Raw genomic sequence first — 16928 nt, forward strand, 5'->3', positions numbered from 1 at the left:
AATGTTATCTTAAAGCCCATTAAGCTCGTCTTCGAACTTTAACATATTTGACGCAAGTTTATCGGCATCAATAGTATATGAGCCATTTGCAATTGCTTGTTTGATCTCTGCCACTTTTCCAGCATCAAAGCTTGGCTCTGTTGCTAATTGTTGATGAATTTGTCCCACAGCTTTACCTTGAGAGCTTAAAGATACTTCGTCATGTTGCTCTTTAGCAACGTTTGACGTGGTAGTTTGCTCTTCCGTTGCGGTTGCTTTTTGTTGGCCAACACGTGTGGTATTTACAGGTTGCCCACCACGTAGGTGATCAATACTTGCCATAATGTTTTACCTTGATAATTAACTGTGATACCTAGCTATCGGCAAAGTGTGAGCAGACTTTAGTAAATATTAGTCAGATAGAATGATTTATTTATCGTCATGCTAAATCTGTTTTCTGACTAATACTTTACGGTTACTTCACCAACTGCGGTAATAATAGCATCAATCATGCGTCTTGATGTTCTATTCTGAACTCGGATTTCTTCACCGATAGCCCCATCAGACAGTGCTTTACCTTCTGTTACTATATTTAGCCCGCCTGTTCCTGCACGAATAATAACAGTGTCGTTACGGCATACTAAACAAATATCACGGGCTTGGATCATTTCTCCTAACTTTACTGAACGTTTAACTTTTGAGCCTATGATTTCATTAGGATCTTCAAAGCTATTGCCTCGTTGAAAACGACTTTCAACCATTTGAACGGAAAGTTTATCCCGAGTAATCACCATGCCTCGACCAAGAGCAACACTAGCAACAACTTTAGGCAGTGTTAATTGCACGTTTACAGGGACATAGAGCTGCCAGCTTTCGGTAGGGCATTTAACAAGCACAGTAACATTACCACTTAAATTTTGTTTGCCGGGCAGAGTCGCTTCAAGTGGAGATGAACAAGTAGAAAAGCGAAGACGGCTATCAAGTTCTGCTGCTGTAACTTTTAACTCCCCTTTTTTTGGTAAGGTAACTTGCTGTTTTATTAAGTTTTCAGCGGCTTTTTCCACGGAATCTAGCACGTTATAATCGGAAGCAAAGATATTTGTACTAAAGAAAAATAGCAAAAGGCCGATAAAAATTGGCAAGAGTTTTTGATCTCTGTGGATTGTCACGGTAAATGCTCTTTGGTCATGGTTAGAATTACTATAACATTCGCAGTTATAGGTAGATATTTTAAAATCTTGATTATTTATCAGATGTGATCGTGAGTGGATAAAGTGTGTTCGCGAGCGCGATTTATAACACGACAGGGAGTTTATCCAATGACAGGTATTTTAGATTCAGTTAACCAGCGGACACAATTAGTTGGGCAAAACCGATTAGAGCTGCTGACATTTCGTCTTAATCGACGTCAACGTTATGGTATTAACGTCTTTAAAGTTAAAGAAGTTCTGCAATGTCCTCATTTAACATCAATGCCGAATCTGCATCCATTAATTAAAGGTGTTGCTCATATTCGAGGACAAACCATTTCTGTTATTGATATGAGTTTAGCTACCGGTGGTCGTCCGATAACCGATTTAACGAATTGCTTTATTATTATTTCGGAATTTAATCGCTCTATTCAAGGCTTCCTTGTGTCTTCTGTTGAACGCATTATTAACATGAATTGGGAATCGATTCTTCCGCCTCCTCAAGGTGCTGGTCGAAGTAACTATTTGACTGCTGTGACGGAAATAGACGGTGAATTAGTTGAAATTTTAGATGTTGAAAAAATTCTCGATGAAATATCACCGGCTAATACCAACATCACAGGAACCGTGCTTGAAGAATTGGTTGAAAATGGCCCTGCAGTTCGTCGCGTTCTTGTTGCCGATGATTCAACAGTGGCACGTAAGCAGGTTCAACGAGCGATAGAAGCGATTGGTTGTGAATGTGTACTCGTAAAAGATGGTAAAGAAGCCATTATTAAGTTGCGTGAAATGGCTGAAGAAGGCTCTATTTATGATCAACTGTCTTTGATTATTTCTGATATTGAAATGCCAGAGATGGACGGCTACACATTAACCGCTGAAATACGAAATGATCCTAAATTAAAAGACTTACATGTTATTTTACATACATCATTAAGTGGTGTGTTTAACCAAGCAATGGTTGAACGTGTAGGAGCGAATGCCTTTATTCCTAAATTTAACCCAGACGAATTGGGTCGAGCTGTAAAAGGGGCAATGCCTGATAGATCAATCGAATCGGCGTAACAGTTAAAATTATAATAAATTATTGAGCATTTAATGCTGAACGTACTGACAAAGAAGAGTTGTAAATGACAGCAGTAACTGTAAATGACCAAGAATATCGTGAGTTTTGCCGATTTCTTGAGTCACAATGTGGCATCGTATTAGGCGACAGCAAGCAATATTTAGTGCGTAGTCGTTTAAGCCCGTTAGTGAATCGTTTTTCTTTATCATCGCTTTCAGACTTGTTGCAGAATGTATTATCAGGTCGTAATCGTGAACTACGTATTGCTGCCGTTGATGCGATGACAACCAATGAAACATTGTGGTTTCGTGATGGTTATCCTTTCACCGTTTTATCAGACAAAATTTTGCCTGAACTTGCACCAAATAAAAAACCGATCAAAATTTGGTCTGCGGCGAGTTCATCAGGTCAAGAACCGTATTCAATGGCGATGACTGTTTTAGAAACCCAAGCTAAGCGCCCTGGTTTACTGCCATCTATTCAAATTACAGCCACTGATATCTCACAGACGATGTTGGAAACATGCCGAGCGGGTGTGTATGACAATCTTGCTTTAAGTCGAGGGCTATCGCCGGAGCGTCGCCGTATGTTTTTTGAAGACAATGGTGATGGTCGTATGCGGGTTAACAATAAAGTTAAACAAATGGTTAATTTTAGGCCGCAAAACCTGAAAGATAGTTATGCATTGCTGGGGAAGTTTGACATTATTTTCTGTCGTAATGTCTTGATTTATTTCTCACCAGAAATGAAATCGAAAGTATTAAATCAATTAGCGGCAAGCTTAAACCCTGGCGGCTATTTGTTCTTAGGGGCATCAGAGTCGCTAACAGGGTTAACGGAAAAATTTGAAATGATCCGTTGTAACCCAGGCATCATTTATAAACTTCGTTAATTGAAGAAGCGCTACCGCTTGTTAATATTGCGTGTAGCGCTTTTTAGTTAATTATTATCCTCTCTAGTAACCAACCATCTTCTTAATTTCTCAATTCTTAAAATTGGCACTGTCTTTGCTTTATTACTGCTAAGTAATTGTGGAGGCAAGATATGTCCATTTCGTTCGATAAAGCATTAGGGGTTCATCAGTATACTGTTGGTGTACGTGAAAAACGTGCAGAAACCCTAGCGAGTAATATCTCTAATGCCAATACTCCGGGCTATAAAGCAAAAGATTTAGACTTCAGTCGAGCGCTTAAAGCGGCAACATCTGGGGCAGATATTGGCCTAAGCCGAACAAATGGGCGGCACATTAATGCCTCTACACAAGTCAGTGGCGAACAAAAATATCGCGTGCCAACACAGCCGGATACAGGGGATGGCAACACGGTGGATGGACAACTAGAGCAAAACTTGTTTATGCAAAATAGTATTGAATATCAAGCATCGCTGGACTTTTTAGGTTCGAAATTTAAGAACCTGAGCAAGGCATTGAAAGGGGAATAATAATGAGTTTATTTAATGTTTTTAATGTAACGGGATCGGCAATGAGTGCTGAATCCGTACGTTTAAATACCACATCAAGTAACCTTGCTAACGCCAATAGTGTCAGTAGCTCAGCAGAAGAAACTTATAAAGCCCGCCATCCTATTTTTGCCGCTGCATTAAATTCTGCGTCTTATCACCAAAGTAGCAGCGTGCCTGTACAAGTTAAAGGCATTATTGAAAGTGATAAGCCGTTATCAGCTGAATACAATCCTGAGCATCCGATGGCAAATGCTGAAGGCTTTATTTATAAGCCCAACGTTAATGTGATGGAAGAGATGGCGAATATGATTTCAGCATCTCGCTCATATCAAAATAATGTTCAGGTAGCCGATGCGAGTAAGCAGATGCTAATGAAAACCTTGCAGATGGGTAAATAAGGTAAGGAGTTGTCATTATGAGCACAATTAATGGTGCAGGAAACAGCAATCTTTCTTACCTTGACCAGCTAAAAAGCATGCAAGATAAGAAAGTCGAACAAGAGCAAGAAGTCACAGGAAAAAATCAGCTGAAGCAAGATGATTTCTTATCATTGCTAACCAAACAATTAGCACAGCAAGATCCGTTTAAACCTGTGAGTAATGATCAAATGATCGCGCAAATGGCATCATTCGCCACCGTTGATGGCATTAACAAAATGAATGAGCAGTTTGGCTCATTAAATAGTGCAATGACATCAAATCAAGCACTACAAGCATCTTCTCTTGTTGGACAAGATGTACTTATTCCTAATTCAACCGCAATGCGCAGTAGCGAAGGCGAAATGTCTGGTATGACGCGTTTAACACAAAGCGTTGATAACGCCATGCTGCGAGTTGAGAATGAACAAGGTGAATTGGTCAAAACCATGAGTCTTGGTGCTAAATCAGCCGGCGAACATCCATTTACATGGGATGGCAAAGATGATGATGGCAACATTATGCCGCAAGGAATGTATAAGTTTTCTGTGTCAGGCAATGTAAAAGGCGAAAGCCAGAATTTTGAAGTGCTTACTCACGCAAACGTGAATAGCGTTTTATTAGGGAATAACGACGGTCAGGTGATGTTAAATCTTGCTGGCTTCGATAAGCCAGTTCAGTTGGCTGATGTTCTACAAATTGGCAAAGCAACACAAAAAGGATAATCGAATATGAGTATGAACATTGCGTTGAGCGGTTTAGGTGCAGCTCAAAAAGATCTAAATACCACCAGTAATAACATAGCCAATGCCAACACCTTTGGTTTTAAAGAATCACGTGCTGAATTTGGTGATGTCTACTCTAATTCGATTTTCTCTAATGCTAAAACCACAACGGGTGGGGGCGTACAAACCTCAACGGTTGCTCAGCAGTTCCACGAAGGTTCCAGTATTTACACCAATAACCCGTTAGATTTACGTGTCTCTGGTTCGGGCTTTTTTGCTGTGGCAGATAATAAGAATGAACCTGCGAATAATAACCTTACCCGTAATGGTGCGTTTCATCTAAACAACGAAAATGAGTTAGTAAACTCTGAAGGTAAGTTCTTACTGGGCTATCCTGTCAATAAAGATTCAAATACCGTGGCTTCTTATGAAGCAAAATCGATGAAAATTGATGATGTGTTTGGTCAGCCAACAAAATCAGGCACGATTAAAGTGTCTTTGAATCTACCCAATAAAGAAACAGCACCGAAAAGCAATTCATTTGATTTTAAAGACCCAGATTCTTTCAATAAATCCACGTCATCAACGATTTACGATTCATTAGGTAAACCGTATAAAATGACGACTTATTATGTCGCTAAATATGATCCTAATGCCGTTCCAACCAATGCTAATACATGGGAAGTGCACCAAACTGTTACTAATAACAGTGGTGAAGAGCGATTATTAAAGCCAGATCCAGCAAGCATCCCAGCAGCTTATCAAGTTATTGATAATACAGATCCTACTGCTCCAGTGGTGACAGGTTATCGTATGCGATTTGATCAAAATGGTCAGCCTTATCCAGGAGACCTTGGCGATCCAACGGCAACACCTCCAATACCACCAACACCAGCAAGCCCATTAAATATTCAAATGGAGACATTCGCTTCTGCTGGTATTGATGTCGGTGGTGCTGATCCTACACAATCGTTAACCATGAACTATGATGATCCGACTCAATATGCTTCAGCGTTTGAAGTGCGTAAATTCCAAGATGTAGACGGCGCGACAACAGGCTATTTATCGAAAGTTGATATCGATCCTGAAGGCAATATTTTGGCGTCTTATTCAAATGGTAAAGATATCGTTGTAGGACGTGTTGCTTTAGCGCGCGTTTCTAATGAGCAAGGGTTAGCACAGTTAGGTGGTACGCTTTGGAATACCACCCAAGAATCAGGTCAGGCGATTTGGGGTGATGCATCACAAGGCTCATTTGGCTCTGTTAAAAGCGGAACGCTTGAACAATCAAATATTGATATGACCCAAGAGCTGGTGGATTTGATCACCGCGCAACGTAACTTCCAAGCTAGCTCTCGTGCACTAGATGTGAATAACCAGCTACAACAGAATATTCTACAAATTCGTTAAGGTTTATCCTTTACAGTCCTATTGCCGTTTTACCTTTTCGTTGAAGCGGCAATTTTTTTCCCTCCAGTATTATCTTCCTTCTCTTTTTCTCTCAATACATTGTTATTAAACAATAAATATAATTGGCTTAGTTTTTGCTTTATTGATGCTGTTAGATAATAGGAGTGTCAAAAAAATGGATCGTGCTCTGTATCTTGCCATGAGTGGCGCAAAACAAGATATGTATGGTATGCAAGTTCATGCCAATAACTTGGCGAATGTCAGTACAACAGGCTTTCGTGCCGACTTACAACAGGCGCGTAGTATGCAAGCCTATGGTGAAGGTCTACCTAGCCGTGTGTTTTCAATGGCTGAACGCCCAGGTAATGATTTTGCACAAGGCTCAGTGATCAATACAGGACGGGATTTAGACGTTGCAGTAGAAGGCGACGGTTGGCTTGCTGTGATGGATGTCAAAGGCCAAGAAGCTTACACCCGTGCTGGACATTTGAAAATTGATCAAACAGGCATGTTACAAAACAGTAATGGTCAATTGGTGTTAGGCCAAAACGACAGTCCTATTTTTATCCCACTTCCGATCAGTAAAATTGAAATTGGTAAAGACGGTACGGTGTCGGTTTTACCACAAGGTGCGCCGCCTGATGCAATCGCAGTTGTTGATCGCATTAAATTGGTTAAACCTGATAATCAAGCGTTGTTTAAAGATACTGATGGTTTATTTAAATCTATCGGTGAGCGTATTCCGCTTGATGCAGATGCCAGTGTGACACTGGCCAAAGGTATGCTAGAAGGCAGTAACGTCAATGCGGTTTCTGAAATGACCAGCATGATTGATCTTCAGCGCCACTTTGAAATGCAAGTAAAACTGATGAAAACCGCAGAAGAAATGGATAAAGCCTCTTCTTCTCTTATGCGTATTGGCTAATTAAAAGGACAGAACAATGCATCCAGCACTATGGGTAAGTAAAACCGGTCTTGACGCGCAGCAGACAAATATCTCGACTATTTCTAACAACTTGGCTAACGCCTCAACCGTTGGCTTTAAAAAAGGTCGTGCGGTTTTTGAAGATCTCTTCTATCAAAATATTAATCAACCGGGCGGTCAGTCAACTCAAGATACCACGTTACCAACAGGTTTGATGTTGGGGGCGGGCTCAAAAGTGGTTGCGACACAAAAAGTCTTTACCCAAGGTAATACTCAAACCACCAATAACGCCATGGACATGATGATCGAAGGTGATGGCTTTTTCCAAGTGCTATTACCTGATGGCAATATAGGCTATACCCGTAATGGTCAGTTTACGATTAACTCTGAAGGTCAATTAGTTACCAGTGGTAGTGGCTATCCTGTACAGCCTGAGATTGTGGTACCTGAAGATGCGGTAGGCATTACCGTCGGTACTGATGGTGAAGTTTCTGCACGTATTCGTGGTGAGCAAGAAAACCAAGTCTTGGGGCAAATTACCACCGTCGACTTTATTAACCCTGGTGGTATGGAGCCTATCGGTCAGAATTTATTCTTACCAACAGGTGCTAGCGGCGATCCTCAAGAAGGGACACCGGGCTTGGAAGGATATGGCTCTATCCGCCAATCTATGCTTGAAACATCCAACGTAAACGTGACGGAAGAGCTTGTGAATATGATTGAAGCACAACGCGTTTATGAGATGAACTCGAAAGTGATTTCAACTGTTGATCAGATGTTGAGTTACGTTAACCAGCAATTGTAATGATTGGTGGTAATGAATGAATTGCGCTCAGGTAAATAAAATGAATCGTCAGTGGATGAAAAGATCATTAATTCTATTAAGTTTGGCATTAACAGGCTGTGTATCTACACCACCTGATGTTGCTGGCAGTGATATTGAAAAAGCCACCACCAATGTTGATGCGGTAGAAGGTAAAGAGAAAGAGTCGAAAGGGCTTATTGATCGGATCCGTAAACGCGAAGATCCAGAAGCGGGCGATCCCGCTTGGAATCCTGTTCGCCCACAAGATAAACCTGAGCATTACGCAACAGCAACAGGCTCTTTATTTAATCAATCACAAGTGCAAGATCTGTATGACGACACTAAGCCCCGTGGTATTGGTGATATCGTCACAATTTTACTCGAAGAAAAAACCGCAGCGAAAAAGAGTGCAAGCTCAGATTTAGATAAATCTACCGATTTAAATATGAAGCCAATAGAACTAGGGGGTAAACCCGTCACCATTCGTGATTACAGCTTGTCTTATGGCATGTCGAACAATAACACATTTGCAGGCTCTACTTCTGCCGATCAAAGTAACAGTATTAAAGGTTCTATTTCTGTTGAAGTGGTTGAGGTTTTAAATAACGGTAACTTGGCTGTGCGTGGTGAAAAATGGCTAATGCTTAACACTGGCGAAGAATATATTCGGGTAAGCGGACATATTCGACCTGACGATATTAGCCAAGATAACACCATTGCATCAACACGTATTTCTAATGCGCGGATCCAATACTCAGGTACTGGTGATCGCCAAGATATTCAAGAGCAAAATTGGTTATCACGTTTCTTTAACGTTGCTTTCTAATCAGCCAGTTTTTGTCAAAACATAGCGTCAGGGAAAGGAGAATCCATTGAATTTTCGCGCAATTATTATTACGGGTTTAATTTTATTATCTGGCACTGTGGATGCGGCACGTATTAAAGATGTCGCTTCCGTTGCAGGAGTTCGTAGTAACCAACTTGTCGGTTATGGTTTAGTCGTTGGTTTACCTGGCACTGGCGAGACAACGCCTTTCACCGATCAAAGCTTTAATGCCATGCTACAGAATTTCGGCATTCAATTGCCGGTAGGTACAAAGCCAAAGATCAAAAACGTTGCCGCTGTTGCCGTTAATGCTACTTTGCCCCCTTTTACCAAGCAAGGTCAAAGCATTGATGTTACCGTCTCTTCAATTGGTTCAGCCAAGAGTTTACGAGGTGGTACGTTATTGCAAACTTTCTTAAAAGGTTTGGATGGCAAGGTTTATGCAATAGCTCAAGGTACATTGGTCGTTGGTGGTTTTAGTGCAGAAGGGGCTGATGGCTCTAAAGTGATCGGTAATACGCCAACGGTAGGTCGGATCTCTAACGGTGCAATGGTTGAACAAGAAGTGCCTAATCCATTTGGACGCGGTGATTACTTAACCTTCAACCTGCATGATTCAGATTTTACCACGGCACAACGTATGGCAGATTCTATTAATCAGTTTTTAGGGCCTCAAATGGCATCCGCTGTCGATGCAACATCAATAAAAGTGCGAGCACCACGCGATGTGAGTCAGCGAGTTGCGTTTCTATCAACGGTTGAAAACTTAGAGTTTGATCCTGCAGAAGGCTCAGCCAAAATTATTGTTAACTCGCGCACTGGTACCATTGTTATTGGCCAGCATGTGAAGTTAAAACCTGCGGCAATCACGCATGGTGGTATGACAGTATCCATTAAAGAAAACCCACAGGTGAGTCAACCCAACGCCTTTGCTGGTGGTGAAACGACCGTGGTTGAAAACAGTAATATCAACGTACAACAATCTGATGCACGCATGTTTAAGTTTGAGCCGGGTGTATCGTTAGATGAGCTTGTTCGAGCGGTGAATCAAGTAGGTGCCGCGCCATCAGATCTAATGGCAATTTTACAAGCGCTGAAACAAGCAGGTGCCATTGAAGGACAGTTAATCATCATTTAACACTGATGATTTAAGTAAAAAGTAATTAACAAGGATTGTAATATGAAGCAAATTGATCCCGGTTTTGTCCATGATATTAGTAACCTAGACCGTCTACGTGCAGGTATTGGCGAAGATTCAAAGGGATCATTGCGTCAGGCGGCTAATCAGTTTGAGTCTATTTTTACTCAGATGTTATTTAAGTCAATGCGCGAAGCGAACGAAGCGTTTGAATCTGATTTAATGAGCAGCAATAACAGCAAGTTTTATCAGCAAATGCATGATGAGCAGATGTCATCTCAGCTAAGCACCACTGGAAGTTTGGGCTTGGCTGAGATGATTGTTAAGCAATTGGGTGGCGAAGATAACGAGCAAAAGGCACATACTCCAACGACAGATTTATTCCCGAAAAAAGACAATACGGATCCACTGCAGATTCGCCCAATCGAGAATAAATCCCAGCCATTAACACTACCGCAACGAGAAGATCAAAATAGCGTTGTGGCACAACAGGTATTAGAAAAATATAAGCAGCGATTACAAAATGCCGATGTTCAGCCACCATTACGACAATCTGAACCTGATCGTTTTGAAACGCCAGAAGCATTTGTTGATCACATGGCACCGTATGCGACTAAAGCGGCACGCGCTTTGGGAACCGATCCCGCAATGTTGATAGCGCAAGCGGCGTTAGAAACAGGTTGGGGTAAAAAAGTGATCAAAAATGCGGCAGGAACAAGTAACAACCTATTTAATATCAAAGCCGATCCACGTTGGAGTGGGCAAAAGGTTGCCACGCGTACATTGGAATATCATAACGGTGTTGCAGTACAAGAAAATGCGGCGTTTCGATCTTATGGTTCTTATCAAGATAGCTTTCAAGATTTTGTGAAGTTCTTACAACAGAACCCACGTTATTCAACCGCGTTAAAACATAGTGGTGAGCCGAATCAATTTATTCGTGAAATACATAAAGCAGGATATGCCACCGATCCAAATTACAGTAATAAAGTATTAGCAGTAATGAAAAAGGTGAAAACATTAATGTAAAAAGAAGAGGTATATAAATAAAATCGAATTAAAATAAAAAATTATATTCTATCAAATAATATTTGATGGAAGATTTTTAGTAACTGAAAAATAGGGTTATATAACAATATCAATAATATTTGATACCATTTTAATTAGGTCGTTACTTTCAAATAAAGCATTTTCTACTTCTTTTTCAGGCACTTGCTTTTCTTCTGTTTTTTTGTCATCAAAATGTTCACTCACTAGTGGTACAACAACTTCTTTTAATGCGTAACCAATTAGTCCTGATACTAATAAGTTCATAATCATTATCCTTTATGTTTATTTTAATTTAGGTTGAGCTTTTAAATTATAAACAAATAGCGATTTATTACCATCATTAAATACTCAAAAATAATCGTTTAATTTAAAATACCGTTATTATTTTCAATTGGTTCGATTTTTGCAAGGAAGCTATCATAATGTGCGCTTTACATTAATAAGCGTCATTAAGATTGATATAAAAACATCACGTTGTTAATGAGTTAGGGAATCAATATGGCGTCGGATTTAATGCAGCTTGGTATCAGTGGTTTGCGTACATCGCAAAAGCAACTTGATGTAACCAGCCATAATATTAGTAACGTGCATACCGCAGGTTATAGCCGTCAGGTCGTCGATCAAAAAGCGGCCGATGCACAATGGAGCGGCGGTAACTATTACGGCAGCGGTGCGTATATTGATAGCGTTAATCGTGCTTATGATCAGTTTGCAGCCCGTGAATTAACACTCTCTACCACACAGCTTGAAGCTTCAGATGTTCGTCAACAACATATGATGATGTTGGATGATTTTACCTCAAAAAGTGCTGTTAACACGGTTAATAGCATGAATGATTTTTATAACTCGGTACGTTCATTGTCAGATCACCCTAACGATCTTGGCTCTCGTCAAACCGTGTTAGACCATGCCAATCAAGCGGCAAAAAGTTTTAATAGCTCGCATGAAATGTTGACCAATATTCGCCGTGATGTGAATGAGCAATTGGGTGTGACACTTGATCGTGTAAACGCATTAGGGCAAGAAATTGCCGCTATCAACACCAGTTTACAAGAAATGCCTGATGGCGATCAAAACCATGACTTGCTGGATAAACAGCGTGGCCTAATCAATGAATTAGCCAAGTATACCAAAGTGACAGTACTTGCGGATAAAGGCAGCCTTGCTGATAAAGTCATTATTGGTAGCGGTGATACCTTGGTCTCTGGCGTTGAATCATCACAATTAAAAATGGTTAATGGCGATCCTGATTTAGAAGACAAACAAATAGCCCTCATCAATGGTAACCAAGCTAAGCCAATTAAAAGTGATGATATTGGTGGTGGGTTAGGTGCCATGTTATTTATTCGTGATGATGTAATAGATAAAAGCCTAGATGAAATGGGGCGGATGGCGATTGGATTTTCAAAGCAAATAAATGATTTACAGCAATCTGGTACAGATTTAACAGGTGCGATAGGCAGCGCTTTATTTAGTGATGTTAATAGCCCTACTTTAGTCAAAGAGCGAGTATTAAAGCCGCTAGGTAGTCAAACAGACATTGATGTAAAAATCGATGATGTGAATGCGCTGAAAACCGGTGATTATGAATTAACCGCAGAATTTGATGGGACTGATTACAGCTTTAGATTGTTTGATCCTGCTGGCAATGAAATGAAAAAGCCTGATGGTAGCGCATTTATTTCTTCAACAGGTACATTACCCGTTGAAGTGAATGTCGATGGTTTAACGTTAACCATGAACACCGTTATGGGCAATCCTCCAGCAACGGGGCAAAGCGAAACTGTCATTATTCAGCCTATGCGTCGCGGTGCGGCTAACATCAGTGTTGAAATGTCAGATCCTCGTGGCTTAGCAGGACACCGTCAAACCGCATTGATAGAGGCCAACCCCAACAATGCAGGAACAGCGGCATTAACTACCGTCACAGATAATACACCAGATGCTGTCGCGGGTAATTATCAAATAGATATTATCAATAGTGCTGATTTAACGGCAACAAATGGTACGGGTAATACTGGAACTGCACAATTTGATGCGATCAAAGGTGCTGCTGCGGAAGCTGCCCAAGGCGTATATACCCTTAGCTTAAATGCGACTGGGGATAAAATCAGCATGGTTGATGCTGCAAGTAATCCGATCAATTTAATTGATGAAACGGGAACGCCTGTAACTGAGCTTGATTACCCATTAACAACAACAGGCAATACATTAACTATGGTTGCCAGTGATGGTAGCCAAGTGAGTGTCGCGACGCTTGGTGCTGGGGCTGTGGTTGGTGATACTTTCACTTTAGAGATAAAAACCTCAGATAAATTAACGGTTAAAAACACTCAAACGAATACCTTAGTTGATCTTGATGATGGCAGCGGTACTCCTGTTCAAGCGTTAGCTTATCCACTAACGAATGCCAATAAAGAAATTACCTTTGCTGGTCAAGCAACCCCGACATTCTCACTCACCGATAATGGTCAGGCCGGTGATAATTTTACAGTGAGTTTAGGGAGAAGCAGTGCGGTAGGCGGCAACAGCAACTTTTTAGCGATGCAGCAAATTCAGCATGAAAAAACCATGAACGAGGGTAAATCAAGTGTGATTGATTTATTCGAAGGCTTGGCAACCGACATCGGTATGATGAAAAGTAATGCGGATAAAACAGCCGAAGTGAATCAATTAGATTTTGATGCCGCCTCTGAGCGTGTTTCTAATCTATCAGGGGTTAACCTTGACGAAGAAGCGGCAAACTTGATGAAGTTTCAACAGTCATACATGGCATCATCACGCATCATGTCGGTAGCAAAAGAAACCTTTGATACCTTAATGCGCGCAGTATAAGTAGGAGTAAATAATGATTAATCGTGTTTCTACTGCCAGTCAGTATCAAAGTTTGACCTCAAACCTAATGCGTAAGCAAGGTGAAGTAAACGAGAGCAATAACCAATTATCGACAGGTAAACGGGTTGAAACCGCAGGTGATGATCCCGTATCTTCGGTGACGATTCAAAACTATCGCCAACAGTTAACTCAAATAGATCAATATAAAAGCTCCATCACCATGGCGAATAATCGCTTAGGGGTGATGGAAAGCTCCATTGCTGGCGTGGAAGATAACCTTGATGCCACCAAGCAAAAAGTACTTCGGATGATCAACGGTGCGATGGCATCAAATGATCGCACAGCTTTTAAAGATGAATTAACCAGTTTGCGTGATGGTTTGTTAGAGCTCGCCAATAGCCGTGACGAATCAGGAAACTATGTATTTGCGGGTAATCAAATGGATACCCAACCGTTTGTAAAAGGCACTGACGATAAAATGAATTATCAAGGTGATAGCCAATCGCGCTATGCCCAAATAGATAAGTCAGTTGAAGTGAAAACCAGTTTACCGGGCGATCAACTCTTTACATCAATACCTAATCCGTATGGCGACTTTCGCCCCGACTTTAGCGATTTAAGTAGTGGGTCAAAATTACATGTACTCAGTGCAACAACCTCTGATTTTACTAAAGCTCAACCGATTGACATTGCTTTTAGTGAGGCGTTAGTCACGCAGCCTGATGGCAGTGAAAAAACAGTCATGCAATACAAATTAAGCCTTGATGGAAAAGAAGTGGTTGCAGATCAGGATTACGATCCAGAAAAAGGGATCCAGTACACGGCAGCGAATGGTAGTAGCGTGTCGATTACCCTTGATGATGTTGAAGTCGGCGATAAATTAACCCTTAACCCTGCGCAGAAAATCAATATTTTTGATTCATTACAAGATGCGATAGATAACGCTGAAAAACCAACCTCGTCAGCGGCGGCAGAAGCGACGTTACAGCGGGTAATTGATGATATTGATGGTAGTTTCTTGCACGTTAGTCAGCGCCGTTCAGAAGTGGGCACGATTATGCAGCAAGTGGAAAGACAGCAAGAACAGCATCTCGATTTTGAACTGACCTTAAATAGCGCACAAAGTGGTTTAGAAGATTTGGATTACAGTAAAGCGATAATGGAAATGAACCAACAAATGATGGCATTGCAAGCATCACAATCTGCGTTCAGCAAAACTAAGCAATTATCGTTATTTAACTACTTATAAATGATTGCTAATAACATGCGTGATATTGAAAACGGCAATTATTTGCCGTTTTTTTTGTGATCTAAATAACGTGGTTAAAGAGATGGGTTATTAATGTTGAGTGTTTTTAATTTATTGATAATTAATGATTTTGTGTTTTTTTTGCTTTTAATTGAAGTTTTTTTAAAAAAATTCTAAAGCTTCGAAAAAACGTGCCGTTAACCTTAGCACAAGTTAGAAAACCTCTTTTAACCCGGCAACACGTCTGGGAAAGATCATACCAAGGAGTGTCACCTTATGGCTATTACAATTAATACCAACGTAACAGCAATGACTGCCCAGCGTAACCTAAACAGTGCTAGCAGTAGCGTTGCCGACAGCATGCAAAAACTATCATCAGGTCTTCGTATTAACTCTGCGAAAGATGATGCAGCAGGTCTTCAAATCTCTAACCGTCTAACAAACCAAACTAACGGTTTAAACGTTGCAATGCGTAACGCCAACGACGGTGTTTCAATGGCACAGACTGCTGAAGGTGCAATGCAAGAGTCAACCACAATCATGGAGCGTATGCGTGAGCTTGCGCTACAGTCTGCGAACGGTTCAAACTCAGATAAAGACCGTGAAGCAATGCAGAAAGAAATGGGTCAGCTACAAAGCGAAATGAACCGTATTGCTGATACCACAAGCTTCGGTGGTCAGAACCTGCTTGATGGTTCATTTGGTGAGAAGTCATTCCAGATTGGTGCTAACTCAAATGAAACGCAAAGTTTAGAGTTGATGGACGTGTCTTCTCACTCTCTTGGTCGTTCATATTCAGGTGTTGCGGATGTAACAAAAGCGCTTGCAGATGAGTTTGAAGCTGGTACATCAACAGGTGATAAAACCTTTAGCCTTAAGCTTGGTGATACTGAGCATAAGATTGAAGTCACTAAAGATATGACCGCAGAAGATCTACAGAATAAACTGAACAATATCGATGGTATTAGTAATATCAAAGTAACAAATGGTGATGTTGAAGGTAAAGCTGCTGAAGCTGCTGTTCAAGCGACGCAAACCTTATCTGGTATTAGTACAGCAACAAAAGGTATGGATTTAACGATTGCTGGCTTAGATACCGCAGTGACAGTAGCGCAAAATGCTACAAACCAAGATATTGCTGATGCTATTAACGCAGAAATTGCTACAACAGAAGCAGCAACAGCAGGTTCTACAACAGGAATGAAAGCTGAACTTGATAAAGATGGCAACGTTCTTGTTACGGGTAAAGATGATGGCACACAATTAGATATTACTGCTGATTTTGCTGCTGCTTCTGTAGGCGATACAATTACTATTGGTAGTACAGCAGTCGTTGGTGCGGCAGGTGCAATTACTGGTCAGGAAGTTACGACAAATGGTGCTGCTGCTATCGCTGAAGTTGCTGGTACATTTGATATCGATTTATCAAAGGCTAAATTTGATGTAGGTATCGAAACTTATGATCTAAATGGTGCTGGTGATGAAGCGGTTAATACTGGCACAGTTACAACAGAATCTGTAGCAAGCCTTGATCTATCAACGGCAGAAGGCGCACAAAACGCGATTGATGTATTAGATTCAGCAATGGAGCAAGTGGATGAGAAGCGTGCGGAAATTGGTGCATTCCAAAACCGTATGAACCACACTATGAGCAACTTAGCTAACATCAACGAAAACGTAAATGCGTCTAACAGCCGTATTAAAGATGTAGATTTCGCCTCTGAAACCATTAATATGACTAAAGGTCAGATCCTACAGCAAGCAGGTACATCAATTCTTGCTCAAGCTAAGCAGATCCCACAGGCTGCACTTAGCCTACTAGGTTAATCTGTCTTATTGATGCCCCGTTAGTT

17 protein-coding genes are annotated in these 16928 nt (G+C 40.9%); 14 read left to right on the forward strand and 3 right to left on the reverse strand.

Annotated features, from left to right (window positions below):
- Window positions 1-9 precede the first annotated feature (9 nt).
- Together flgM and flgA are read right to left on the reverse strand one after the other, a co-directional pair.
- Entirely contained in the window at window positions 10-321 is a 312-nt protein-coding gene (flgM, locus tag SKA34_RS17030) for a flagellar biosynthesis anti-sigma factor FlgM (protein WP_006646752.1), read from the reverse strand.
- 119 nt (window positions 322-440) lie between these two features.
- Entirely contained in the window at window positions 441-1148 is a 708-nt protein-coding gene (gene flgA / locus SKA34_RS17035) for a flagellar basal body P-ring formation chaperone FlgA (protein ID WP_006646753.1), read from the reverse strand.
- A gap of 150 nt (window positions 1149-1298) precedes the next feature.
- Here flgA and SKA34_RS17040 point away from each other — a divergent pair, with 150 nt between their 5' ends.
- From SKA34_RS17040 to flgJ, 11 genes are all read left to right on the forward strand, one after another.
- Window positions 1299-2234 carry a chemotaxis protein CheV gene (locus SKA34_RS17040; protein WP_006646754.1) on the forward strand — a complete coding sequence of 312 codons (936 nt, stop codon included), beginning with the start codon at window positions 1299-1301 and terminating at the stop codon, window positions 2232-2234.
- A 65-nt stretch (window positions 2235-2299) separates the two neighbouring features.
- Window positions 2300-3127, forward strand: a complete 828-nt coding sequence (locus SKA34_RS17045; protein ID WP_006646755.1) for a protein-glutamate O-methyltransferase CheR — start codon at window positions 2300-2302, stop codon at window positions 3125-3127.
- Between the two features lie 152 nt (window positions 3128-3279).
- Window positions 3280-3675 carry a flagellar basal body rod protein FlgB gene (flgB, locus tag SKA34_RS17050; protein ID WP_006646756.1) on the forward strand — a complete coding sequence of 132 codons (396 nt, stop codon included), beginning with the start codon at window positions 3280-3282 and terminating at the stop codon, window positions 3673-3675.
- 2 nt (window positions 3676-3677) lie between these two features.
- Entirely contained in the window at window positions 3678-4094 is a 417-nt protein-coding gene (gene flgC, locus SKA34_RS17055) for a flagellar basal body rod protein FlgC (RefSeq protein ID WP_006646757.1), read from the forward strand.
- Between the two features lie 17 nt (window positions 4095-4111).
- Window positions 4112-4837 carry a flagellar hook assembly protein FlgD gene (flgD, locus tag SKA34_RS17060; protein WP_006646758.1) on the forward strand — a complete coding sequence of 242 codons (726 nt, stop codon included), beginning with the start codon at window positions 4112-4114 and terminating at the stop codon, window positions 4835-4837.
- 6 nt (window positions 4838-4843) lie between these two features.
- Complete coding sequence (gene flgE, locus SKA34_RS17065) at window positions 4844-6247, forward strand: flagellar hook protein FlgE (protein ID WP_006646759.1); 1404 nt, start codon at window positions 4844-4846, stop codon at window positions 6245-6247.
- 175 nt (window positions 6248-6422) lie between these two features.
- Window positions 6423-7172 carry a flagellar basal-body rod protein FlgF gene (gene flgF, locus SKA34_RS17070; protein ID WP_006646760.1) on the forward strand — a complete coding sequence of 250 codons (750 nt, stop codon included), beginning with the start codon at window positions 6423-6425 and terminating at the stop codon, window positions 7170-7172.
- A gap of 16 nt (window positions 7173-7188) precedes the next feature.
- Window positions 7189-7977, forward strand: coding sequence for a flagellar basal-body rod protein FlgG (gene flgG / locus SKA34_RS17075; RefSeq protein ID WP_006646761.1), 789 nt, complete (start codon window positions 7189-7191; stop codon window positions 7975-7977).
- A 55-nt stretch (window positions 7978-8032) separates the two neighbouring features.
- Window positions 8033-8803 carry a flagellar basal body L-ring protein FlgH gene (gene flgH / locus SKA34_RS17080; RefSeq protein ID WP_039860872.1) on the forward strand — a complete coding sequence of 257 codons (771 nt, stop codon included), beginning with the start codon at window positions 8033-8035 and terminating at the stop codon, window positions 8801-8803.
- 46 nt (window positions 8804-8849) lie between these two features.
- A complete protein-coding gene (locus tag SKA34_RS17085) occupies window positions 8850-9941 on the forward strand; it encodes a flagellar basal body P-ring protein FlgI (RefSeq protein WP_006646763.1) in 1092 nt (363 codons plus the stop codon).
- Window positions 9942-9983: 42 nt separating this feature from the next.
- Window positions 9984-10970 carry a flagellar assembly peptidoglycan hydrolase FlgJ gene (flgJ, locus tag SKA34_RS17090; protein ID WP_006646764.1) on the forward strand — a complete coding sequence of 329 codons (987 nt, stop codon included), beginning with the start codon at window positions 9984-9986 and terminating at the stop codon, window positions 10968-10970.
- Window positions 10971-11066: 96 nt separating this feature from the next.
- Here flgJ and SKA34_RS17095 read toward each other — a convergent pair whose 3' ends face one another.
- A complete protein-coding gene (locus SKA34_RS17095; protein ID WP_006646765.1) occupies window positions 11067-11255 on the reverse strand; it encodes a hypothetical protein in 189 nt (62 codons plus the stop codon).
- A gap of 234 nt (window positions 11256-11489) precedes the next feature.
- On the opposite strand from SKA34_RS17095, the gene flgK reads away from it, so the two are divergent.
- From flgK to SKA34_RS17110, 3 genes are all read left to right on the forward strand, one after another.
- The gene (gene flgK / locus SKA34_RS17100) at window positions 11490-13826 is read left to right on the forward strand and encodes a flagellar hook-associated protein FlgK (protein WP_006646766.1); all 2337 of its coding nucleotides are present in this window, start codon (window positions 11490-11492) and stop codon (window positions 13824-13826) included.
- Window positions 13827-13839: 13 nt separating this feature from the next.
- Window positions 13840-15075 (forward strand): flagellar hook-associated protein FlgL, encoded by a 1236-nt coding sequence (flgL, locus tag SKA34_RS17105; protein ID WP_006646767.1) that lies wholly within the window; start codon window positions 13840-13842, stop codon window positions 15073-15075.
- A 276-nt stretch (window positions 15076-15351) separates the two neighbouring features.
- Window positions 15352-16902, forward strand: a complete 1551-nt coding sequence (locus SKA34_RS17110) for a flagellin (protein WP_006646768.1) — start codon at window positions 15352-15354, stop codon at window positions 16900-16902.
- Window positions 16903-16928: the final 26 nt, after the last annotated feature.

Source organism: Photobacterium sp. SKA34, from assembly GCF_000153325.1.
Lineage (GTDB): Bacteria > Pseudomonadota > Gammaproteobacteria > Enterobacterales > Vibrionaceae > Photobacterium.

Coding starts and splice junctions, on each gene's coding strand:
- flgM (WP_006646752.1), bottom strand. CDS start 321: ATGGCAAGTATTGATCACCTACGTGGTGGGCAACCTGTAAATACCACA.
- SKA34_RS17040 (WP_006646754.1), top strand. CDS start 1,299: ATGACAGGTATTTTAGATTCAGTTAACCAGCGGACACAATTAGTTGGG.
- SKA34_RS17045 (WP_006646755.1), top strand. CDS start 2,300: ATGACAGCAGTAACTGTAAATGACCAAGAATATCGTGAGTTTTGCCGA.
- flgB (WP_006646756.1), top strand. CDS start 3,280: ATGTCCATTTCGTTCGATAAAGCATTAGGGGTTCATCAGTATACTGTT.
- flgC (WP_006646757.1), top strand. CDS start 3,678: ATGAGTTTATTTAATGTTTTTAATGTAACGGGATCGGCAATGAGTGCT.
- flgD (WP_006646758.1), top strand. CDS start 4,112: ATGAGCACAATTAATGGTGCAGGAAACAGCAATCTTTCTTACCTTGAC.
- flgE (WP_006646759.1), top strand. CDS start 4,844: ATGAGTATGAACATTGCGTTGAGCGGTTTAGGTGCAGCTCAAAAAGAT.
- flgF (WP_006646760.1), top strand. CDS start 6,423: ATGGATCGTGCTCTGTATCTTGCCATGAGTGGCGCAAAACAAGATATG.
- flgG (WP_006646761.1), top strand. CDS start 7,189: ATGCATCCAGCACTATGGGTAAGTAAAACCGGTCTTGACGCGCAGCAG.
- flgH (WP_039860872.1), top strand. CDS start 8,033: ATGAAAAGATCATTAATTCTATTAAGTTTGGCATTAACAGGCTGTGTA.
- flgJ (WP_006646764.1), top strand. CDS start 9,984: ATGAAGCAAATTGATCCCGGTTTTGTCCATGATATTAGTAACCTAGAC.
- SKA34_RS17095 (WP_006646765.1), bottom strand. CDS start 11,255: ATGAACTTATTAGTATCAGGACTAATTGGTTACGCATTAAAAGAAGTT.
- flgK (WP_006646766.1), top strand. CDS start 11,490: ATGGCGTCGGATTTAATGCAGCTTGGTATCAGTGGTTTGCGTACATCG.
- flgL (WP_006646767.1), top strand. CDS start 13,840: ATGATTAATCGTGTTTCTACTGCCAGTCAGTATCAAAGTTTGACCTCA.
- SKA34_RS17110 (WP_006646768.1), top strand. CDS start 15,352: ATGGCTATTACAATTAATACCAACGTAACAGCAATGACTGCCCAGCGT.